At 64.1% G+C, this 17,826-nt stretch carries 22 protein-coding genes and 2 pseudogenes; 11 read left to right on the plus strand and 13 right to left on the minus strand.

Annotation, left to right across the window (positions count from 1 at the left end; translation table 11 throughout):
• The 6 genes and pseudogenes from ACWNC0_RS00005 to ACWNC0_RS00030 form a co-directional block, all read right to left on the minus strand.
• Positions 1-1,101 (minus strand): MFS transporter (locus tag ACWNC0_RS00005; RefSeq protein WP_449468690.1); only part of this gene is annotated, 1,101 nt, incomplete at its 3' end.
• A 19-nt stretch (positions 1,102-1,120) separates the two neighbouring features.
• Positions 1,121-1,546, minus strand: a complete 426-nt coding sequence (locus ACWNC0_RS00010) for a hypothetical protein (RefSeq protein WP_449468691.1) — start codon at positions 1,544-1,546, stop codon at positions 1,121-1,123.
• A gap of 84 nt (positions 1,547-1,630) precedes the next feature.
• Positions 1,631-2,626: pseudogene (locus tag ACWNC0_RS00015) on the minus strand (type IV secretory system conjugative DNA transfer family protein); the annotation flags it as partial.
• A 113-nt stretch (positions 2,627-2,739) separates the two neighbouring features.
• Positions 2,740-3,123 (minus strand): hypothetical protein, encoded by a 384-nt coding sequence (locus ACWNC0_RS00020; RefSeq protein ID WP_449468692.1) that lies wholly within the window; start codon positions 3,121-3,123, stop codon positions 2,740-2,742.
• A gap of 8 nt (positions 3,124-3,131) precedes the next feature.
• Positions 3,132-3,353, minus strand: coding sequence for a conjugal transfer protein TraD (locus tag ACWNC0_RS00025; protein ID WP_449468727.1), 222 nt, complete (start codon positions 3,351-3,353; stop codon positions 3,132-3,134).
• Between the two features lie 37 nt (positions 3,354-3,390).
• A complete protein-coding gene (locus ACWNC0_RS00030) occupies positions 3,391-3,699 on the minus strand; it encodes a conjugal transfer protein TraD (RefSeq protein WP_449468693.1) in 309 nt (102 codons plus the stop codon).
• Positions 3,700-3,871: 172 nt separating this feature from the next.
• Here ACWNC0_RS00030 and traA point away from each other — a divergent pair.
• From traA to ACWNC0_RS00045, 3 genes and pseudogenes are all read left to right on the plus strand, one after another.
• A pseudogene (gene traA / locus ACWNC0_RS00035) lies at positions 3,872-6,965 on the plus strand (Ti-type conjugative transfer relaxase TraA).
• 9 nt (positions 6,966-6,974) lie between these two features.
• Positions 6,975-7,685, plus strand: coding sequence for a DUF6118 family protein (locus ACWNC0_RS00040; RefSeq protein ID WP_449468694.1), 711 nt, complete (start codon positions 6,975-6,977; stop codon positions 7,683-7,685).
• 18 nt (positions 7,686-7,703) lie between these two features.
• Entirely contained in the window at positions 7,704-8,111 is a 408-nt protein-coding gene (locus tag ACWNC0_RS00045) for a very short patch repair endonuclease (protein ID WP_449468696.1), read from the plus strand.
• Here the strand turns inward: ACWNC0_RS00045 and ACWNC0_RS00050 are convergent.
• Genes ACWNC0_RS00050 through ACWNC0_RS00060 form a run of 3 tightly spaced genes read right to left on the minus strand, consistent with a single transcriptional unit; the run spans position 8,108 to position 10,318 of the window.
• Complete coding sequence (locus ACWNC0_RS00050; RefSeq protein WP_449468697.1) at positions 8,108-8,965, minus strand: hypothetical protein; 858 nt, start codon at positions 8,963-8,965, stop codon at positions 8,108-8,110. The two genes, ACWNC0_RS00045 and ACWNC0_RS00050, sit on opposite strands and share 4 nt — an antisense overlap.
• Positions 8,962-10,140, minus strand: coding sequence for a DNA cytosine methyltransferase (locus tag ACWNC0_RS00055; RefSeq protein ID WP_449468699.1), 1,179 nt, complete (start codon positions 10,138-10,140; stop codon positions 8,962-8,964). Before ACWNC0_RS00055 ends, ACWNC0_RS00050 begins: the two co-directional genes overlap by 4 nt.
• The gene (locus tag ACWNC0_RS00060) at positions 10,103-10,318 is read right to left on the minus strand and encodes a hypothetical protein (RefSeq protein ID WP_449468701.1); all 216 of its coding nucleotides are present in this window, start codon (positions 10,316-10,318) and stop codon (positions 10,103-10,105) included. Before ACWNC0_RS00060 ends, ACWNC0_RS00055 begins: the two co-directional genes overlap by 38 nt.
• 129 nt (positions 10,319-10,447) lie before the next feature.
• Between ACWNC0_RS00060 and ACWNC0_RS00065 the strand changes: the two genes are divergently transcribed.
• The 4 genes from ACWNC0_RS00065 (at position 10,448) to ACWNC0_RS00080 (ending at position 12,994) form a co-directional block, all read left to right on the plus strand.
• On the plus strand, positions 10,448-11,200 hold the full coding sequence (locus ACWNC0_RS00065) for a GIY-YIG nuclease family protein (RefSeq protein ID WP_449468702.1): 753 nt from the start codon (positions 10,448-10,450) through the stop codon (positions 11,198-11,200).
• 159 nt (positions 11,201-11,359) lie between these two features.
• The gene (locus ACWNC0_RS00070; protein ID WP_449468704.1) at positions 11,360-12,010 is read left to right on the plus strand and encodes a recombinase family protein; all 651 of its coding nucleotides are present in this window, start codon (positions 11,360-11,362) and stop codon (positions 12,008-12,010) included.
• Positions 12,007-12,330, plus strand: coding sequence for a hypothetical protein (locus tag ACWNC0_RS00075; RefSeq protein WP_449468706.1), 324 nt, complete (start codon positions 12,007-12,009; stop codon positions 12,328-12,330). The genes ACWNC0_RS00070 and ACWNC0_RS00075 overlap by 4 nt, the downstream gene beginning before the upstream one ends.
• 211 nt (positions 12,331-12,541) lie before the next feature.
• On the plus strand, positions 12,542-12,994 hold the full coding sequence (locus ACWNC0_RS00080; protein ID WP_449468708.1) for a hypothetical protein: 453 nt from the start codon (positions 12,542-12,544) through the stop codon (positions 12,992-12,994).
• Between the two features lie 115 nt (positions 12,995-13,109).
• On the opposite strand, the gene ACWNC0_RS00085 is transcribed toward ACWNC0_RS00080, so the two are convergent.
• From ACWNC0_RS00085 to ACWNC0_RS00095, 3 genes are read right to left on the minus strand one after another with little or no spacing between them, the layout of a single operon-like run.
• Entirely contained in the window at positions 13,110-13,730 is a 621-nt protein-coding gene (locus ACWNC0_RS00085; protein ID WP_449468709.1) for a histidine phosphatase family protein, read from the minus strand.
• Between the two features lie 16 nt (positions 13,731-13,746).
• Complete coding sequence (locus tag ACWNC0_RS00090) at positions 13,747-14,070, minus strand: helix-turn-helix domain-containing protein (protein WP_008994780.1); 324 nt, start codon at positions 14,068-14,070, stop codon at positions 13,747-13,749.
• A complete protein-coding gene (locus ACWNC0_RS00095; protein ID WP_449468711.1) occupies positions 14,054-14,434 on the minus strand; it encodes a type II toxin-antitoxin system RelE/ParE family toxin in 381 nt (126 codons plus the stop codon). The genes ACWNC0_RS00090 and ACWNC0_RS00095 overlap by 17 nt, the downstream gene beginning before the upstream one ends.
• A gap of 382 nt (positions 14,435-14,816) precedes the next feature.
• Between ACWNC0_RS00095 and ACWNC0_RS00100 the strand changes: the two genes are divergently transcribed.
• The 4 genes from ACWNC0_RS00100 (at position 14,817) to ACWNC0_RS00115 (ending at position 16,979) form a co-directional block, all read left to right on the plus strand.
• The gene (locus ACWNC0_RS00100) at positions 14,817-15,458 is read left to right on the plus strand and encodes a transcription elongation protein SprT (protein WP_449468713.1); all 642 of its coding nucleotides are present in this window, start codon (positions 14,817-14,819) and stop codon (positions 15,456-15,458) included.
• A 77-nt stretch (positions 15,459-15,535) separates the two neighbouring features.
• Positions 15,536-16,189 (plus strand): ParA family partition ATPase, encoded by a 654-nt coding sequence (parA, locus tag ACWNC0_RS00105; protein WP_449468714.1) that lies wholly within the window; start codon positions 15,536-15,538, stop codon positions 16,187-16,189.
• Positions 16,186-16,488, plus strand: coding sequence for a ribbon-helix-helix domain-containing protein (locus ACWNC0_RS00110; RefSeq protein WP_449468715.1), 303 nt, complete (start codon positions 16,186-16,188; stop codon positions 16,486-16,488). Before parA ends, ACWNC0_RS00110 begins: the two co-directional genes overlap by 4 nt.
• A 41-nt stretch (positions 16,489-16,529) precedes the next feature.
• Positions 16,530-16,979 (plus strand): hypothetical protein, encoded by a 450-nt coding sequence (locus ACWNC0_RS00115; RefSeq protein WP_449468716.1) that lies wholly within the window; start codon positions 16,530-16,532, stop codon positions 16,977-16,979.
• A 184-nt stretch (positions 16,980-17,163) separates the two neighbouring features.
• On the opposite strand, the gene ACWNC0_RS00120 is transcribed toward ACWNC0_RS00115, so the two are convergent.
• Positions 17,164-17,799, minus strand: coding sequence for a LysR family transcriptional regulator substrate-binding protein (locus tag ACWNC0_RS00120; protein WP_449468718.1), 636 nt, complete (start codon positions 17,797-17,799; stop codon positions 17,164-17,166).
• Positions 17,800-17,826 lie beyond the last annotated feature (27 nt).

The raw sequence follows: 17,826 nt of genomic DNA on the forward strand, positions 1-17,826 counted from the left end.
CCCCAGATAGGCGGACGGCGCATCATCGGGCACGAAAAAGCCGCCGGCGACATAGCCGCCGATCGCGGCGGTGCGCGTTACCGCGCCGTAGATCGCGGCGACCTTGCCATGATCGGCGGGCGGGCACTCGGATTGCAGCAGGGTCCGCACAGCAATATTGTGAACGCTGTTTGCGCCGCCGCCGGCGATGAAGGCGAGGGCGACGATCGCTAATCCGACCGGCGCAAGGCCGATCAGCAGCATGGTCCCGCCCATGATCGTGGCCGTGCCGAACGCCGTAAGACCTATCCGCTGGCCGATGACCCTTTCGGCTAGCGCCGCGCCGAGCAGCATCCCGGCGGCCCATAGCGCGGTCAGCACGCCGAAGGCACCGGGACCGCTCGCCAAGGTCACCATGACGAGGAACACGAAAGCGACATCGGCGATGGCGGTCGTGAACACTTCAAGGCTCAATGCGCCAGTGACGACCATCACGCGCCGGTTGCGGAGCAGCGGCCGATAATCGGCCAGCAGCGTGCGTTTCTCCTCGCCGTGCCCTTGCGGCTTGCGGCGAAGGCCGCTGGCGGCGACGACGAGCACCAGCAGGGCGAAGCTGGCTGCATCGATCAGCAGCGCGCCTTGCGACCCGATCCAGCCCACCAGCAGGCCCCCGGCGACAGGACCGGCGAGCATTCCCAGACTGCGGACCATTTCCAGAAAGCTGTTGGCGCGCGCGAGCGTCATGCCGAGCGCGTTTGCCAGCACCGGAATCAGCGCGAAGGTCGCGGCGCTGGTGATCGTGAACAGCAGGCTCAGGAGCGTCGCTCCGGGGAGCGTGAACAGAGGATAGAAGGCGATGAGCGCGATCACCGCCGCTTGCAGCGCCGACGCGACGACCAGCACCCGGCCTGCGTCCCGGCGGTCGATCAGGCGACCCGCCCAGGGCGCGATGATGAGGCCGGGGAGCAACTCGGCGATCAACAGCGCCGGCACGCCATAAGGGCGCGCGTTCTCGGCGGTGCGGAACATCAGCGTCAGCAGCGTGATTTCGTCGCCGATGGTCGAGATCGTCAGCGCGACCAGGACCAGCCATCCCCAGCCTTGCCGGAAAGCGACCATCATTTATCAGGCGGCCCGTCGATCACTTCCAGCATGGAGCTAGGACTTCTTCGATACGGCGTGCCCACCGAGCAAGGGGCGTCCCGATATTGGCCTCCATCCGGAATTTGCCCATGTGGCTGTCTTGGTATCTGCCGGGGCCTTCGAGCGTGTACCACGTGCCGTCCGCCGTGATGAGTAGATCGTCATCCTTGAACCCCGGCGGATCGGGCTGAAGGGGTTCGATCCGCTTCATCTCGCCGATGACGGTCCGCATGGCGGGGCAACTCCGACTGTCCGCCTGCTGCACCGTCTCCCCCTGTGTGCGGCGCATCCAATAATGGAGCTGGCGCGTATCGGGATCGAGCCCAATCGTGCCGAACTCGATCCAGGTCTGCTGCTGCCAGGACGGCTTGATGGTCAGCGTCGCCCATGGATCGGGCTTGGAAGCCGCGTATGCGGTGCTCAACGGGAACGTGGCCCCGACGAGCGCAAGGAGCATAGCAGGAATTTTCCGTGGCATTGTCCGCATCTCCGAGTTTGGTAGCTTCTATCACGCCTTGTCGAACCGACCGGCAAACTCGCGATCGGCATAGTATTTGAGCTTGGCGGCGACGATCGGCCGCTGTCCCGAGAGGAACAGGAGCTGGAGATCCTCGCGCAGCGTGCGGACCTCATCGGGGGTGAGCAGCGGGCGACCGACATGCTGCGCGCCGAACGATATGCCGGTTTCCTCCGCGTCGAGCGCGCGGCTCATCGTCTCGAACACCACCGTCTCCTGGCCGAGCAGATCGGAGACGAGCTTGGCGCTGTCATGATCGTTGACCCCGAACACCTGCAGGACGCCGGCGTTCGACAGGAAAGTGCCGGCGCGGCGCTCGTAGAGCGCGCGGAGCTGATGCACGTCCTGCAGGATGGGCCAAAGCTGGATGCCATAGCCCGCCATCAGGCCCATGGCGCGCTCGATGGGTTCGAGGCGACCGAGCGCGGCGAACTCATCGAGCAGGAACAGCACGGGGCGGGCAGGGGAGGCCGGGGCGCGGGCCAGATCGGTCAGCCCCTGCGCCAGCATCAGGCGCAGCCAGCGGGCATAGGTGGCAAGCCGATCGGGCGGCAGCACTAGGTAGACGCTGGTAGGCTGCGCCTTCACATCGGCGAAGCTAAAGTCCGAATGCCCCAGCACGGCCGTCATGCGTGGGGAATCGAGAAAATGGGTATGGCGCTGCGCCGACGAGAGCACGCCGGCGGCTTCGCGATCGGACTTGCCCAGGTGGCGGTTGGCGGCGCGCGCGGCGAGGCCGCCTTGCGCCTGCATGGCTTCAAGCATCGCCGTGAAGGCGGCGGGAGCGAAGGTCAGGCGGTCGCGTAGGGTAGCCAGGGTGCGCGTCGCCGGCGGCTCGCTGGTGACGATGGCGAGGATGATGCCGGAGATCAGCGCCTTGGCTTCCTCGTTCCAATGCGCCTCGCCGCCCTCGCCGGGAGCGTCATAGACCAGCGCATCGGCCAGCGTCATGCAGTCATCGGCAAGATCGAGGCCCGCAGGGTTGAGCGCCTTCTGATTGTAGACGGGGATGCCGTGCGCGCAGAGGTTGCGGACCGTCACCGCCTCGACCACGCCGCGTCGGCCGCCCTTGAAGCTGGACCATCCGCGACCGCCAAGCTTCAGAACGACTGCACCCCATGCCTCGACGGGCGTGCCTGTGATCCATTGTTCGGCCGCCTGCTCGATCGATGCAGCGGCATCCAGACCGGCGAAGGCGGTGCGTTGCGCGCCCTTTTTCGTGTGCGCGGTTTCGACCAGTTCGCGCCCAGGTCCTCGACCAGCGCGACGTAGGAGGGAAACAGCACGCGATAGAGCTGCTGATCGTCATTGAGGATCGCGGTGAAATCGGCGAGGTCGCACTTGAAAGCGGAGCCCGCCGGATCGGTCATCACCAGCGGCGCGGTGGACGTGACGGGAAAGCCGTTCACATAGGTCCGATAAGAGGCGAGCGCCATTTCGCAGGCGAAGCGGAATCGGGTCAGATCACGCCATCGATCCCACATGCCATCGATCAGCTCTCCTGTGATTCAGCTTCCGCGTCGAACGCCCGATGCCCACGCCGCTTCCAGAGCGCCAGCACGTGGCCGGCATCATCGCCCCGCGCGCGTCCCGCCAGTTCGAGCAGCGCGCCGTAGAGGGTGGCGCGATCGTTGTCGGCGAGATCGACCAGACCAGCCTTCTGAACGAGGCCGCCCAGCTCGATCAGTTGGCGGGTCCGTTCCTTGCGCCGCATCACCCATTCCCTGCTGTCATTGCGGCGCTGTCCGGCTTCAGCTCTGAGCGTCGCTTGTTGGAGTTTGGCCTGCGCCCTGACGATGGTCTGCATCACCGCCGACAGCTTTGCGCCCACGCCGGCGAAAGAAGGCCGCGCCATCGGAGCGCCACGCCTCCCGGTTTCCCTCGACCTGCGCTTCGGCGACGATATGAAGTAGCGCGCCGGCCAGAACTTCGGCGTCGAGCGTATCGGCCCCGGTCGCCATCACGAGTTCGCCGAGCTGCTGGACCTTCTTCGCCTTCAACGCCTTGGCCTTGTTGCCCAGCGCTCTCAGCTCAGCGTCGTAATCCCGGACCTTGCGCATATTCTCTTCCTCGGGCTCGTGAATTGCGACCGCAGCGTAGCACGCCACCGCGTTTGGAAAACTACCGCGATCATAAAATGCGACGAAGTCAATCACAGGAACGGCAGAGAGTGTGAGTGCGCGCTTATACGTCGTTGCCGACGTTCGCTCAGAAAGGCAGTATAGCGGCGTCATGGCGATCTACCATTTCTCGGCCAAGGTCATCAGCCGCGCCAACGGATCAAGCGCCGTTGCGTCGGCCGCCTATCGCTCTGCATCCGAGCTGCACGATGACCGGCTCGGGCGTACCCAAGATTTCTCGAACAAGGCCGGCGTCGTCCATTCGGAAATCCTGTTGCCCGAAGGCGCGCCGGAGCGTTTAAACGATCGCGCGACCCTGTGGAACGAGGTCGAGGCCGGTGAGAAACGCAAGGATGCGCAGTTGGCGCGCGAAGTGGAATTCTCGATTCCGCGCGAGCTGGATGAGAAAGAGGGCGTCCAGCTCGCCCGCGATTTCGTCGAAAAGCAGTTCGTCAAACGCGGCATGGTGGCCGACCTCAATGTGCATTGGGACATAGGGAAGGATGGCCAGCCCAAGCCGCACGCGCATGTCATGCTGTCGATGCGCGAGGTAGGGCCGGAGGGGTTCGGCCAGAAGGTGCGCGAGTGGAACAGCACGGCGCTGTTGCAGGAGTGGCGCGAGGCGTGGGCCGATCATGTGAACGAGCGCCTGGCCGAGCTGGATATTGATGCCCGCATAGATCATCGCACGTTGGAGGCACAGGGCATCGAGCTTGAGCCGCAGCACAAGATCGGGCCGGCGGCGTCGCGGATGCCCGAACAGGGGCTTGAGGCCGAGCGGGTCGAGGACCATGCCCGGATCGCGCGCGAGAATGGCGAGAAGATCATCGCCAATCCCGAAATCGCGCTGGACGCGATCACGCGGCAGCAGGCGACGTTTACGCGCCGCGACCTGGCGCAGTTCGCGTTCCGGCACAGCGACGGCAAGGATCAGTTCGACCAGGTGATGAGCGCGGTGCGGTCCTCGCCCGAGCTGGTGGCGCTGGGGAAGGACGGGCGCGGCGAGGACCGCTTTACCTCCCGCGACATGATCGACACCGAGCAGCGGTTGGAACGCGCCGGCGATCGGCTTGGTGGACGGGAGGGGCATGGTCTCCCGGCGGCAGCGTGGGATCGTGACGCCGCCGCCGGAAGTGGGGGCCTGACACTCGGGGCAGAACAGCAGGCCGCGCTGTCGCATATCACCGGCAAGGGCGATCTTTCAATTGTGGTCGGCTATGCCGGCACCGGCAAATCGACCATGCTGGGGGTCGCGCGCGAGCAATGGGAACGGGCTGGCTATCAGGTGCGCGGGGCGGCCTTGTCGGGGATCGCGGCCGAGGGATTGGAAGGCGGTTCCGGCATCGCCTCGCGCACGATCGCCAGCATGGAATATCAATGGGGCCAAGGCCGCGAGCAGCTAGGCCCGCGCGACGTTCTGGTGATCGACGAGGCTGGCATGATCGGCACGCGCCAGATGGAGCGGGTGCTGTCCCATGCCGAACAAGCCGGGGCCAAGGTCGTGCTGATCGGCGACGCCGAGCAGTTGCAGGCGATCGAGGCCGGCGCGGCATTCCGCGCGCTTGCCGAGCGGCACGGCGCGGCCGAGATCAGCGAAGTTCGCCGGCAGCATGAGGATTGGCAGAAGGACGCGACGCGGGCGTTGGCGACGGGCAGGACCGGCGAGGCAGTCCATGCCTATGCGACACATGGCATGGTCCATGCGGCCGAGACGCGCGAGCAGGCCCGCGCCGAGCTGATCGACACATGGGATGCGCAGCGCGTCGCTGATCCGGACAAGACCCGGATCATCCTTACCCACACCAATGCCGAGGTCCGGGATTTGAACCAGGCCGCGCGCGATCGGCTGCGCGACGCCGGCGAGTTGGGGCAGGACGTGGCGGTGCCGGCCGAGCGGGGCGCGCGCGAGTTCGCCAGCGGCGACCGCATCATGTTCCTCAAGAATGAGCGTGGCCTGGGCGTGAAGAACGGCACGTTGGGCGAGATTAAGCAGGTTAGTCCCGAGCGTATGTCCGTCCGCCTCGACGACGGCCGCCAGGTGGCGTTCGACCTGAAAGACTATGCCCATGTCGATCATGGCTATGCGGCCACTATCCACAAATCGCAGGGCGTGACGGTCGATCAAGCGCATGTGCTGGCGACGCCCGGCATGGACCGTCATTCGGCCTATGTCGCGCTGTCGCGGCACCGTGACGGTGTGCAGCTCCATTATGGCCGCGACGACTTCGCGGATCAGCGCCAGCTTACCCGCACGCTGGGGCGCGAGCGGGCCAAGGATATGGCGTCTGACTATGCCCGCGATCCGGATGCCGAGATTCGTGCTTTCGGAGATCGGCGCGGGCTCTCGGGCGAGATCCGCTTCGCGGAACCGCCCGAGAAGGACCGGGCGGCAAGGCCAGCGGCTGAGCGTGGATCGTCGCGCGTTCCGCACGAGGATCCACGGAAGATTGACCGCGGCGAAGAAACGGCCGCGGGCGAGGGGCCGCGGCGGCGGGGCATGTTCGACAATTTCCGGCCCGCGTCGGAGCGACCAGCGCCGGCGGCCGATCGCAGCCAGGGCGAAAAGCCCAAACGCGGCATGTTCGATGGGTTGAAGCTGTCGGCCGAGCGGACGCCCGCGCCCGGGCAAGCCGCCGATCGCGGCGCTGACCGCGCCCAGGACCGCGATTACGTCCGCGCCGTCGAGCGGGTGGCGCGATCGGCGACCACCATCGCCCAGGCCCATGAGAAGGGCGCGCCGGTGCTCGAACATCAGAAAGTGGCGCTCGAGCACGCACGCGGCGCGCTCGAGCAAATCCGGCCAGGTAGTTCGCGCGACATGATCGCGGCGGCCGAGCGCAACCCCGGCCTGGTCCGCGACGCGGCGGCGGGGCGCAGCGGGCCGATGCTCGCGGCGATCGGCGAGGAAGCCCGCGTGCGGGCAGACCCGGCCTTGCGCGCCGATCGGTTCGTGGAACGCTGGCAAGGTCTCTATGAGCAACGGGGGGCGGCTCAGCGCGCCGGCGACCATGAAGGTTCAGCGAAGACCGGGAAGGCCCTGCCAGGGACTCGCCAAGAGCCTTGAACGCGATCCCCAGGTGGAATCGGTGCTGCGCGGCCGTGAGCGCGAGCTAGGGCTGGAAAAGGAGATCGGGCGCGGCAGGTCGATGGCGGCCGAGTTGACGCGGCAGCTCGAAATCGGCCGTGATCGCGGCATGAGCCGGTAAGGAGAGGATATGGACGAGGACGACTATCGCGACGAGGCCGGCGCTGGTGACGACCCAGCGGCGGCGTTCGACCGGTTGCGCGGCGAGGTGTCGTTGCTGCGCAGCGCGATCGAGGGCCTGACCGCCGCGCGCGAGTCCATCGACATTCCCGATTACGAGCCCACGCTTGAGCGCACCGAGAAGATATTGGCGTCGCTCTCCCAGCGGATCGAACTCCTCGCCAAAAGCCCGCTGTTGTCGATGACGGCGGGGGCCATGGCGAATGAGATCGTGACGGCGGCGAGCGGCGCGCGCCGGGAGGACGCGCGGCTTATCGCCGAGGCGCGCGCAGGGTTGGATAAAGTCGCTCGCGAGATCGGCGGCCAACTCGCATCCGCGCGACAGGCCGATGAGCAAGACCGCCGTGTCTATCTGTTCGGTGGTGGCGGCCTGTTGCTGGGGCTGGTGCTCTATGCGGTGCTGGCAGGTCCGATCGCCCAGCTTGCGCCGGCGAGCTGGCAATGGCCCGAGCGCATGGCGGCGCGCGTGCTAGATCAGCCCACGCCTTGGGACGCCGGCCAGCATCTTATGGCGAGTTCCTCGCGGGCGAGCTGGACGGCGATCGTCGCGGCTGATCGGCTGCTGCGCGACAACCGCGAGACGGTCGACGGATGCCGTGAGCAGGCGGCCAAGGCCAAGAAGGCGGTGCGCTGCACGGTAGAAGTGAAGCCGACGGAATAGGCATGGCATAGATCAACGATGGACACGCTTGACCCAGCAGCGCGATCGGAACGCATGCGCCGTGTGCGTGGGAAGGACACGCGGCCGGAAATGGTGGTGAGGCGGCTGGTCCATCGGCTTGGCTACCGCTTTCGTCTCCATCGTCGCGATCTGCCCGGCAGTCCCGACCTAGTATTCTCGACGCGCCGGGCGGTCATATTCGTCCACGGGTGTTTTTGGCATCAGCACGACTGCTCGCGCGGGTCGCGGCGCCCATCAAGCAACGCGGCGTATTGGCACCCGAAGCTCGCTCGAAACGTCGAACGGGACAGCGAGGCGCGGCAGCGGCTTGAGAGCGAAGGTTGGCGCGTCCTGGTGGTATGGGAATGCGAGATGCGCGATGCCGACCAGCTATCACGAAGGCTCACCAGCTTCCTCGACGCCTAGACCCGCCGGATCGGTGTCATGTCTGACACCTTCTGGATAGTCCCGGCGCGGCGGATCGTAGTGCGGCGCATGAGATCGGAGCCGCTTTGCGACAGCTCGAAATCCACATGGTTCAACTCGGCGTCGTGGCCTTTGAAGCAGCGGTGGAAGGCGGATAGCAGCTCTACGGCTTCGATCGGCTGCGCCGAAACGGCAGGAGCAAGATGCGATGGCGCGACATTGGGAAACAGGTAGATGCAGGCGGGCGGAACTCGAAAAGGTCCGATGTCGGTGAGCCTTGAGCCGTCCTCACCAGCTACTTTCGGGCAAGGCCGACCGATCGTGCCGCACACCATGTCCCATACGACCAAGCCATCGACGCGCTGGTTGCGGGAGATCATCTCGGCGCTCAGGCGCGTGTGAATCCCGGACCAGGCGTTGCGGCGGGGATCGGCGCCGAGGTTAGTGCAGATGCTCCAAATCACGAACTCATCGGCGCCGGCCGGCCGCTCAAAGATGTTGGTGTTGTTGCCGTCCAGGCAGCCCTTGAGGTCGATGACGGCGGTGCGGCCCGATGGGAGCCGCACAAGATAGTCGTTGCGGCTGGCGTCCTCGGTGAGATCCCATCCTGCGATGAAGCCTTCGTCCTCCATATGGTTGAGGACGTGTTGGACGAATTCACGCTTGGCGCGCATCGTCGCGGAGAACTGCCCGCGAACTCGCTCCACGGCGCCTCGGAATAGGCCCGAGTTATAGAAGTCGCGTTCGTCCAGGCCATGATCGCCGAGCCGGTGCGCCTCGGTTTTTAAAACCTCGGCGAACCGTTCGATTTGCGCTCGCAGATCGCTGTTCTGCTCGCACGGGATGACGCTCATGCAGCGGCCCGTTCGGCGGCCTCCGCCATGCCCAGCAGAGGCTCTAGGATGTGGTGCGCGAGATGCCGAACGACGGGCACCGCCACCCCGTCGCCGGTCAGATGATATGCCTCGTTGTAGTTGCGGGGCAGTTTGTAATCGTCATCCAGACCCATGAGGCGCGCTGTTTCGCGCGCGGAGATCAGGCGCGACCGCACCTTGGCGCCGTCTATGACGACGATTACTTGACGGCTCGACCCGCCGGCAGGCGTCCGCAGGCATCCAGAAACATCATCGAAGCGGATTTCGGCGCGCTGCACCTTCACCCCTCTCTCGTTAAGACGCGTGCGCTTGTAGACGCCGCCGACCATGCGATGCCCCGCCCGCTTGGCTGCGTTCACCTTTGCGAGGTTGATCGGAGACATCATGCCGAGGAGTTGCTGGGTTTCCGCAGCCGTGTGCCAGCATACGCTCGTTGGATTCTCCTCGATCATGCTGGCGAAGGTCGTATTGCGCCGGCTGGGCGTCGGCATGTTCCACCACAGCATTCCGTCGCGCAGCTCGGCTGGCAGCCGCTCGACCGCGCTTTGCAGGCCGCGTGTATGGAAGGGCTCGATCGGTCCCGGCGCCAGCAGCGCCGGATCGACCGTGATGTCGGCATGAATGCCGATCACGAACAGCCGAGGGCGGGAGTGTGGCAGAAAGAGGTCCGCATTGATGACCAAGGCGCCACAGCGATAGCCCGCATCCGCGAAAGTCTGGCAAATCGCCTCGAAATCCTTGCCCTCGTGAGAGGTCAACGTGCCGCACACATTCTCAAGCGCTATCAACTTAGGCGCCCGCCCATCCGCGATAAGGCCCCTAATCACGTCCCAAAATGGATAGAAGGTGCCGGAGCGTTCGCCGCGCAGCCCCGCCCCGCCCCCCGCCAGCGACAAATCCTGGCAGGGGAATGAACCCCATACGAGATCAGCCACGCCGGGTAGCTGGGCGGCGGTGATTTGCTTCACGTCGCCGACCGTCAGTTCGCCGCCGGTGCCCCAATTGGCTTGGTAGGTGAGCCCCTTTTTATGGTCGAAGTCGTTGGCGAACAGGCAGGTCCAGTTTGGACCCAAGCCGGCGCGCGCCATGCCGCCGCCCGCGAAAAATTCGTAGAAGTTAGCCATTGGCGACCCGGCCTTCCTCATGGTGGTCATCGGCGCTCTTCTCGCGCGCCAGCTTCTCGGCGATAGCTTCGGTGATCCAGGTGTTGCGCGAGACGTTGCCGAGGCGATGGGCGCGTGCTGCATCAATCTGCGCGAAAGTCTCGCCCGAAAGGCGGAGATTGATGCGGTCGAGGTCGCGCACCGTAGTGGGCTTGGGATAAGCAGTCATGGCGCCACAATGGCGCCATGAAATAGCTTTGTCTATAGCGTTCTATATATGTTCTAATCTTTGGCAAGGTCGATCAGGCTCGCGCGCGTTCCCTCATCGGGCTATGCATCCCCTAAACAGGGAGCGTGCATGAGCGGTCGAAATCCGGATGAAATCAATTTTCCTCCTTTTGAAACGGAGGACCTGCGCAGGAATTTGGCGCTTTATCTCGACAGTCCTTTCACTGTCGAAGGGGCTGTGGCCGCGTCGAAAGTCGGCAACTTCAAATGGGGCGTTTACGCATTCTTCGATTACGATGGCGAGCCGATCTATGTCGGCCAGACCAATGAACAGCTCCGCACCCGTATTCGGCGTCACCTGACCAATCAGCGCACCGATGCCGTCGCCATGTCCGTGCTCGACCCCTTCGAAGTCTATGAGATCGAGGTTTGGCCGTTGCCGGCCTTGCAGGATGTGTCGAAGCCAAGAAGCAAAACGGACGTTCGCTGGCCGGCTTGGGAATCTGCAGTCGATCAGCTCAACGCGTTGGAGCGGAAGGTCTATGATCAGGCGATCGAGAAGAGCCGCTTCAAAGCCATCCTGAATGAGAAAGACCCGCCGTTGGCCAGGGTGGAGATGGCGGCGCCGCCATCCTTCAGAGGTCGCATCGTTTCGGACGAGGTGTTCGCGATCCGCTCGCACCCCGATTTCAGGATCGCCCGGCGTGCGCTCATCATTGCCCGGCTTGCTCAGGTCATCGCCGAACGAAAGGTTCAAGGCGGTCTGCGGCGGGTCATGCTGATCCAGGCGAAGCGACTGCAATGGCTCGCAGATCGGCGGTATAATGCTCTGGGCGGCGCGGCATCCGTTGAGCGGGAAGATGGCGCCGACAGCGATGAGTAGAGGTTAGCCGGATCGGCTTCGCCTAAAATGGCCAAGCCGCAACGTGGATTGCTAGGCATTCCGGCCTCGACTTCGCAGGCGGCCTGATCCGAAAATCAAAAGTTTTGCATCGCTCAGGAAAGCGAGGAAATCCGCGCTCTTCCCTGATGCAAAAATCTGATGCAGAATCGCGCCATGATTTACGGCTATGCGCGCGTCTCGACCAACGGCCAGGACCTGGCCCAGCAGCTCGCCCAGCTTGAGGCCGCCGGCTGCACCAAAATCTTCCGCGAGAAGATCAGCGGCGCGTCGGCCGAGCGGCCCCAGCTCAAGCGCGCGATCGGCGCGCTCGATCCCGGCGACGTGCTGATGGTGACGGCGACTGATCGCCTCGCTCGCAACACGCGCGACCTGTTGAACATCCTTCACGCGGTCAAAGAGGCCGGTGCCGGCTTCCGCTCGATCGCGGAGCCGATGCTGGACACGACTTCTCAGCTCGCCGAGGTCGTGATCGCGGTGCTCGGCGTCGCGGCGAGCTGGGAGCGCCAGCGGATCGCCGAGCGCACCGGCGCCGGCCGCGCCCAGGCCAAGGCGCGCGGGGTCAAGTTCGGCCGCAAGAGCGCCCTCACTCCCCACCAGCAGGCCGAGGCGCGGCGCAAGCTCGACGCTGGCGACACGCAGCGCACCGTGGCGGCGCTGTTCAACGTCAGCCAAGCGACGATTTCGCGGCTATCGGATCAGGGTGATATGCCCAACCTCGAAACGCGCGCCGCGATCGAGTCATCCCGCGCCAGGATGCAGGGCCGGCGGAAAGAGCGTTCGCCGGCATGAAGGCCGTTCACGACAAGATCGACGGCCCATTTCTCATCAAGGAGGACACGGCGCTGCACGGCCTGGCGACCGGCGGCGCTGTCGTGCGCAGCGGCGTCAGGTTCGTCCTGCATGGGATGATAACCGGCGACCTGGTTGTGGAGCCCAAGGCCCGCGCCATCATCCACGGCATGGTCAATGGCGCGATCTTCAACGACGGCGGCCGTGTCGAGCTGTTCGGCACCGTCGATGCCGTCGCCGATCGCTCGCCCGATGCTGTGACGGTGATCGATCCAGTCGCGCGTGTGCGCGGCCGACGCGAGGCCCGCGGCATCGTTTAAACGCTCTCGTGGAGCTCCACGCAACGATGGCGGCGCTGAGCCGAAAATGGCTGAGGCCGTCGCTCAAAGCACAGGCTGACCTCCCCAAAAAAGTTTTGGCAAGGTGAGGTTGGCACTTGACGCGGTCAAACGGAAAGCCCAAAAGCGGTGTTGAGGCGGTGAAGGATCAGTTCACCGCCTCAAATGTCAATCTGACCCAATGGAGGCTACCATGCAGATCATCATCAACGACACCGACCTTATCAAACTCAAGCCCGCGACGCGACAGGATTTGCTCGCGACCCTGTTCAGCTCGTCCGCATCCTCGACCCCGCCGCAGAACGCCGAGGGATTCGAGTTCGAGGAGGTCGTAGACCTCACCCCCGATCAGGTGGCGGAGTTCATCCAGGGCTGTTCGCCGCAGACCGTCGCCGGGCTTCAGGTGATCGCTGAACATGGCCCGGTGATCGCCGCCAATCTGCTCAACGCGGCGGGGATCGACAATTACGGCCATTTCCAGGGGCGCGTCACCAAGCGGACGCGCACCATTACCGGCGACAAGCACGCCTTCCTGTTCACCTGGGACGACTGGACGAGCGGAGAAAATGCCGAGCGCGGCTACGGCCACTATGCCGTGACCGAGACGACGTTCCGCTCGCTGCGCAAGCATTTCGAGCTGGATTGATCGACGAGGGGCAGGAGCCGAAAGGCCCCTGCCCTAAGCCTCATAATCTCGCCACCCGCTCGGCTCCATCCCTGCCGAAGCATATCGCGCCGCAAGGCCAGGTTATGACCCTGATCTAGGCGGCTATCGTCAGCGCACATCCCCAGCGCCCATCTTTCCAATGGAACCCTACCCGTTGTGCGTTGCTGATCGCGGGCGGCTCCCCCTTGCGCCAGAACGCCCGCATTTTGGCCCGTTCGTCTATATGGGCGTCGGTGACGATCGCGCGCGCGGCCTGGATGAACTGCCCGTGCCCGAACACATAGACCAGAGACCCCGCAGGCATGGCGGCGAGGCGGGCTAGGGCCGTCTCGCAGCGCCGGAGCATGGTGCTGAAACTCTCCGCCCCCTCCCCGTCGCAATAGTCCGGATCGGCCTGGCTCCAGTAGCGTTCGAGATGCGGCATCCGTTCGGCGCTGCGCGTGCCGTTCCAGCGGGCCGGCTGCAGATAGGTGAACTCCTCGATCGGCCAGACTTCCACCGGCACGTCGGGGAAGCGCGCGATCGTCGGCGCGGCCGTCTGTTGCGTTCGGGTATAGGGCGAGGTGACGATGAGCGCGGGCGGTTCGGTCCAGCTCGCCGCGACCTCCCGCGCCTGTTCGTGGCCGCGCTCCGTCAGCTCGATCGTTGCGAGGTCATGGCACGGCACGCCGGCGTTGCCGGTGCTTTCGCCGTGGCGGATGAATATGGCTTTCATATGCTTACCTAGCCGATCAAGCGAGAATCTGGATGCCGTGCTTCTCGACGATCGACAGCAGCTTGAGCGCTGCTCCGCTCGGCTTCTTGGCCCCGGTTTCCCACTTCTCCACCGTGCTTTCGCTGGTGTTGAGGTAGCGGGCGAATACCGGCTGACTGACCTTGTTGCGCTCGCGCAGCCGCTTGATTTCCGCCGGCGCGATCGCAGGCGGGGTCGTCAGGCAGCTTTCATCGAAATGGCGCATGGTGGCCTTGTCGATCACCCCGACGCTATGGAACGCCTCGGCCGTCGAGTGGATCGCCTCGAAGGCGTCGCTTTTATACTTACGCTTGGTCGCCATTGCATATCTCCGTCAGCCTGCCATCCGCCAGCAGGGGGGCAATATCCTTGTCCGTCGCTTTCTGGAGGTTCTTCGCCAGCAGGCGAAACTCTCTCAGTTCGTCGTCGTCAATATTGGCCCTGTCCTTCTTGGCGAACAGATATTGATATAGCCAGTAGCTACCGAACTTCGCGAGGATGATGCTCCGGTGCATGTTCTTGTTCAGTCGCTTCTTGAACACCCCGCCGCCGAGATCGTCCGCCTGGCCTTTCATCACTTCCTGAATGGCCTCGCATAGTTCCTCATCCGCAATACGGGCCTTGCGCGCCGCCTTGGCGAACCAGGCCGTCTTGAAGGTTCGCGCTGTCGCCGTGGCATTGCTCATGGTGAATATCTAGCACTTAGTGCTATTGAAAGCAAGGCGACGATCAGCGCCTGCCGCTGCGCGGCACCGTGGCTCTAGTCGCTTCGCTCCCCAAGCCCGCAAGCGGTCTTGGCCCAAGGTGACGATCCACATGGCGGGCGAGAACCGTTCGCGCGGATCTCGCCTTGGGTCATGTCGGCGCCGACGCGCCGGAGTGGGTGAAGAGGGCGCCGCCCCCTCCCCCAGCAACGACAATCAGCCGGCCGTGGCTCACTCGGCTGCGCCTCGCTGCGCCCGCACCACCCGTCAGATTCTCGCTGCCCCCCTCTCCCCCGCTGCTCCGCGCGAACTCGGGAGCGATGGCGAGGCCATCGCCCCGTGGGCGATTTGAAGGACAAATGCGATGACCGACGACAACCGCGAAAGCTGGCTCAACCAGGTGGCGCTGGGCATGGCTCCGCTGTTCGAGGCGCTGGATGCCCCCCTGCCCGACCGCGTGCGTGTCGCAATCGGTTTCACCAGCAGGGGCGCAAAGGGCAAGACGATCGGCGAGTGCTGGGATAATCGACTTAGCGCGGACGGCCATTTTGAAATCTTCATCCGCCCGGACCTCGCGCACGCGCCCGACGCGATGCCGTCGCAGATCGCCGCCATCCTCGCGCATGAGCTGGTCCATGCCGCCGTCGGCATCCCGGCCGGACATGGGAAGGCGTTTAAACGGGTCGCGCTAGGGTTGGGGCTGGTCGGGCCGATGCGCGCCACCACCCCCGGCGAGGCGTTCCTTGCGGCGGTCGCGCCGATCTTGGAGGGCGTTGGCCCCCTCCCCCATGCCCGTCTCGACACGGACGGGCAGTCGACCGCGCCCAGGAAGCAGAAAACCCGGATGCTCAAATGCGAGTGCGCCACGTGCGGCTACACCGTCAGGACCGCGCGCAAATGGCTGGAACAGGCCGGGGCTCCGCTTTGCCCGATCGAGGATCATGGCCAGATGCAGCACGATCCGCTCGACGATGACAGCGGGGATAAGGGCGGCGATGATGGCTAAGGCGCCCCGCCCCTTTCATCCGATAGTCGCTTGCGCTATGACCACATGCAAACATGCGGTCATGTAAGGACATTCACATGCCAACAATCGCCATCATCAGCCAGAAGGGGGGAGCGGGCAAAACCACCCTCGCCTTGCATCTGGCCGCCGCTGCCGAGGATTCCGGCCATACCGCGCTGGTGATCGACTTGGACCCACAGGCGACGGCGAGCCAATGGGCGGCATGGCGGCAGGATGCGCCTCCGGTCGTGATCGACAGTGCGCCCCCTCGCCTCGCCGCCAAGATCGAGCAGGCGACGGCGCAAGGCGCGGCATTCATTGTGATCGACACCCCGCCCCATGCCGACAGCGCGGCCAGCGCCGCCGTCGAGGCGGCCGACCTGGTGTTGATCCCCTGTCGGCCGAGCGCGTTCGATTTGGCTGCGATCAAGACGACCGCCAGCCTTGTGAAGATGCGCGGCAAGCCCGCTTTCGTGATCTTCACGGCGGGAAGCCCGACCGCCCCGCGCATGTATGAGGAAGCGGCCCAGCTCGTGCAGGATTATGGGCTGGAGGCCTGCCCGCACCACATCGCGGACCGCGCCGCCTTCCGCCATGCGGCGGCCGAGGGGAAAACGGCGATGGAGGTAGAGCCGAACGGTAAGGCGGCCGACGAGGTACGCGAGCTTTACAAGTGGGCATGCGGGCATGTAAACATGCAAGCATCCAAGAAGCGGAGGGCCAGCGTATGAGCCGGAAGGGATCATTGCTTTCTTTGCGGGACCGCGATTCCGCGCCGTCGCCGGTGGCGGCCGAGCCAAAGGGGAGGGCGGCCGCGCCGATCGCGTCCACCGCCGGCGCAGGCACGGCCAGCAGCCCGGTTGCACCGAGCCGTCAGGGCAAGAAGGCGATGACCGGCTATTTCAGCCCGGAAATGTCCTTCGCCATGCACATGACCGCCCGCAAGCACGGAATGAGCTTGCAGGATGCGATGGCCGAGGCATTCAACGACTGGCTGCGCAAAATGGGGGAAAGTCCTGTGGGCAAGTAAGCATGTTTACATGCAAGCATTAGAATAGGGGGAGGAATTATATGAAGATATTCGTAGTGGCGATAGCCATGTTGGTGTCGCCGCCAGCGAGCGCACAGGTTGAATGCACGGTTCCCAACTACCGCACGGCACTTGGATGGTTCAGTGAAGCGATTATTCGCATGAAAGAATCAGCATCCGGTTTTGCAGCTCAACGCCGCTCTGATTTGCTAGATGATCTCGGTGCTACCGAGCAAAGAATATCATCGTTGAAGAACAATACCCTCAGCCCTTCCAAAGCTGACATGCTTGTCACCTTGATGGACATAGAGGTTCTAGTTAGTCGCCACGCTTTGGCTCTAACCACAATGACTGCACAGGATTTTCCAGATCGCGCAAATGCGCGAGGGTTAACACTCCTTTTGGGGCTGGATAGCCCATACGTTCGTACTAAGGCATTTGCAGCGGGGTGTCAGGCGGCGATCAACGGGGTGCTAAAGTTCGGCAAATGAAAGTCGTGGTACATAGAACGGACCGAGATATACGCTAAGCGCCGGAAGCCCGCTCAAGTGTCGGCTATCACCTGTTTGTCGCACACGGACCACGACATTCCTGCTTCCGGTAATCTCTCCGCTCAAAGTTACGATACTTGTCCATAGTTCACCGATTTGTGCGGCGACGCAAAAATCCGCTGGGTCAGTCAAATCTAGCCCGTAGATTGGAAGCAAAGACTATCGCCGCCGGAGAACGCGCTGCTACGGGTGGCAGCAATAGCTGAATGCTTCGTAACGGCGGAGCTGGGGCCAGCGGGCGGAAGATTACGCCGCCACGTTTCGATGCATTCTCGTCTGGTGGGCCCGGCATCACAGATAGGCACAGACCTGCCTCAACCAAATTCAAGATCGATGCGAACGTGTTGAGTTCAATAATCCGTAGCGGAACAATGCCATGCTCTTCGAAATAACGGTCGAGCGCCCGCCGCGTACTGTAATCCGGCGTAAGCAGCGCCAGGGATTCTTTTGCCAGCGCCTCTAGGGGGACGCGATCGAGTGATGCTAGCGAATGTCCACTTGCACACGCGAGCATAAGCCGGTCGTTATAGAGGGGCTGTGTGGGTAGCGGAGCCTCGATCGGCCCGAACGCGACACCCAGATCCAACGTGCCATCCGTAACACCCGCGATGATGGCGCTATTCGACAATTCTATGGCCGTCACGTCAATGGCCGGGTGTTCTTTCAGAAATGATGCAAGCACCGATGTCATGTGTAAGTGTTGATTTCCGGTGAGATGTGACCCGGGAAGGGCATAAATTTCCATCGAGAAGTGACCCATGTTGAACTCACCCCTGGCTTTGGCGAG

The sequence above is a fragment of the Sphingobium chungangianum genome (genome assembly GCF_977014255.1).

Coding starts and splice junctions, on each gene's coding strand:
- ACWNC0_RS00020 (WP_449468692.1), bottom strand. CDS start 3,123: ATGTGGGATCGATGGCGTGATCTGACCCGATTCCGCTTCGCCTGCGAA.
- ACWNC0_RS00025 (WP_449468727.1), bottom strand. CDS start 3,353: ATGCGGCGCAAGGAACGGACCCGCCAACTGATCGAGCTGGGCGGCCTC.
- ACWNC0_RS00030 (WP_449468693.1), bottom strand. CDS start 3,699: ATGCGCAAGGTCCGGGATTACGACGCTGAGCTGAGAGCGCTGGGCAAC.
- ACWNC0_RS00040 (WP_449468694.1), top strand. CDS start 6,975: ATGGACGAGGACGACTATCGCGACGAGGCCGGCGCTGGTGACGACCCA.
- ACWNC0_RS00045 (WP_449468696.1), top strand. CDS start 7,704: ATGGACACGCTTGACCCAGCAGCGCGATCGGAACGCATGCGCCGTGTG.
- ACWNC0_RS00050 (WP_449468697.1), bottom strand. CDS start 8,965: ATGAGCGTCATCCCGTGCGAGCAGAACAGCGATCTGCGAGCGCAAATC.
- ACWNC0_RS00055 (WP_449468699.1), bottom strand. CDS start 10,140: ATGACCACCATGAGGAAGGCCGGGTCGCCAATGGCTAACTTCTACGAA.
- ACWNC0_RS00060 (WP_449468701.1), bottom strand. CDS start 10,318: ATGACTGCTTATCCCAAGCCCACTACGGTGCGCGACCTCGACCGCATC.
- ACWNC0_RS00065 (WP_449468702.1), top strand. CDS start 10,448: ATGAGCGGTCGAAATCCGGATGAAATCAATTTTCCTCCTTTTGAAACG.
- ACWNC0_RS00070 (WP_449468704.1), top strand. CDS start 11,360: ATGCAGAATCGCGCCATGATTTACGGCTATGCGCGCGTCTCGACCAAC.
- ACWNC0_RS00075 (WP_449468706.1), top strand. CDS start 12,007: ATGAAGGCCGTTCACGACAAGATCGACGGCCCATTTCTCATCAAGGAG.
- ACWNC0_RS00080 (WP_449468708.1), top strand. CDS start 12,542: ATGCAGATCATCATCAACGACACCGACCTTATCAAACTCAAGCCCGCG.
- ACWNC0_RS00085 (WP_449468709.1), bottom strand. CDS start 13,730: ATGAAAGCCATATTCATCCGCCACGGCGAAAGCACCGGCAACGCCGGC.
- ACWNC0_RS00090 (WP_008994780.1), bottom strand. CDS start 14,070: ATGGCGACCAAGCGTAAGTATAAAAGCGACGCCTTCGAGGCGATCCAC.
- ACWNC0_RS00095 (WP_449468711.1), bottom strand. CDS start 14,434: ATGAGCAATGCCACGGCGACAGCGCGAACCTTCAAGACGGCCTGGTTC.
- ACWNC0_RS00100 (WP_449468713.1), top strand. CDS start 14,817: ATGACCGACGACAACCGCGAAAGCTGGCTCAACCAGGTGGCGCTGGGC.
- parA (WP_449468714.1), top strand. CDS start 15,536: ATGCCAACAATCGCCATCATCAGCCAGAAGGGGGGAGCGGGCAAAACC.
- ACWNC0_RS00110 (WP_449468715.1), top strand. CDS start 16,186: ATGAGCCGGAAGGGATCATTGCTTTCTTTGCGGGACCGCGATTCCGCG.
- ACWNC0_RS00115 (WP_449468716.1), top strand. CDS start 16,530: ATGAAGATATTCGTAGTGGCGATAGCCATGTTGGTGTCGCCGCCAGCG.
- ACWNC0_RS00120 (WP_449468718.1), bottom strand. CDS start 17,799: ATGGGTCACTTCTCGATGGAAATTTATGCCCTTCCCGGGTCACATCTC.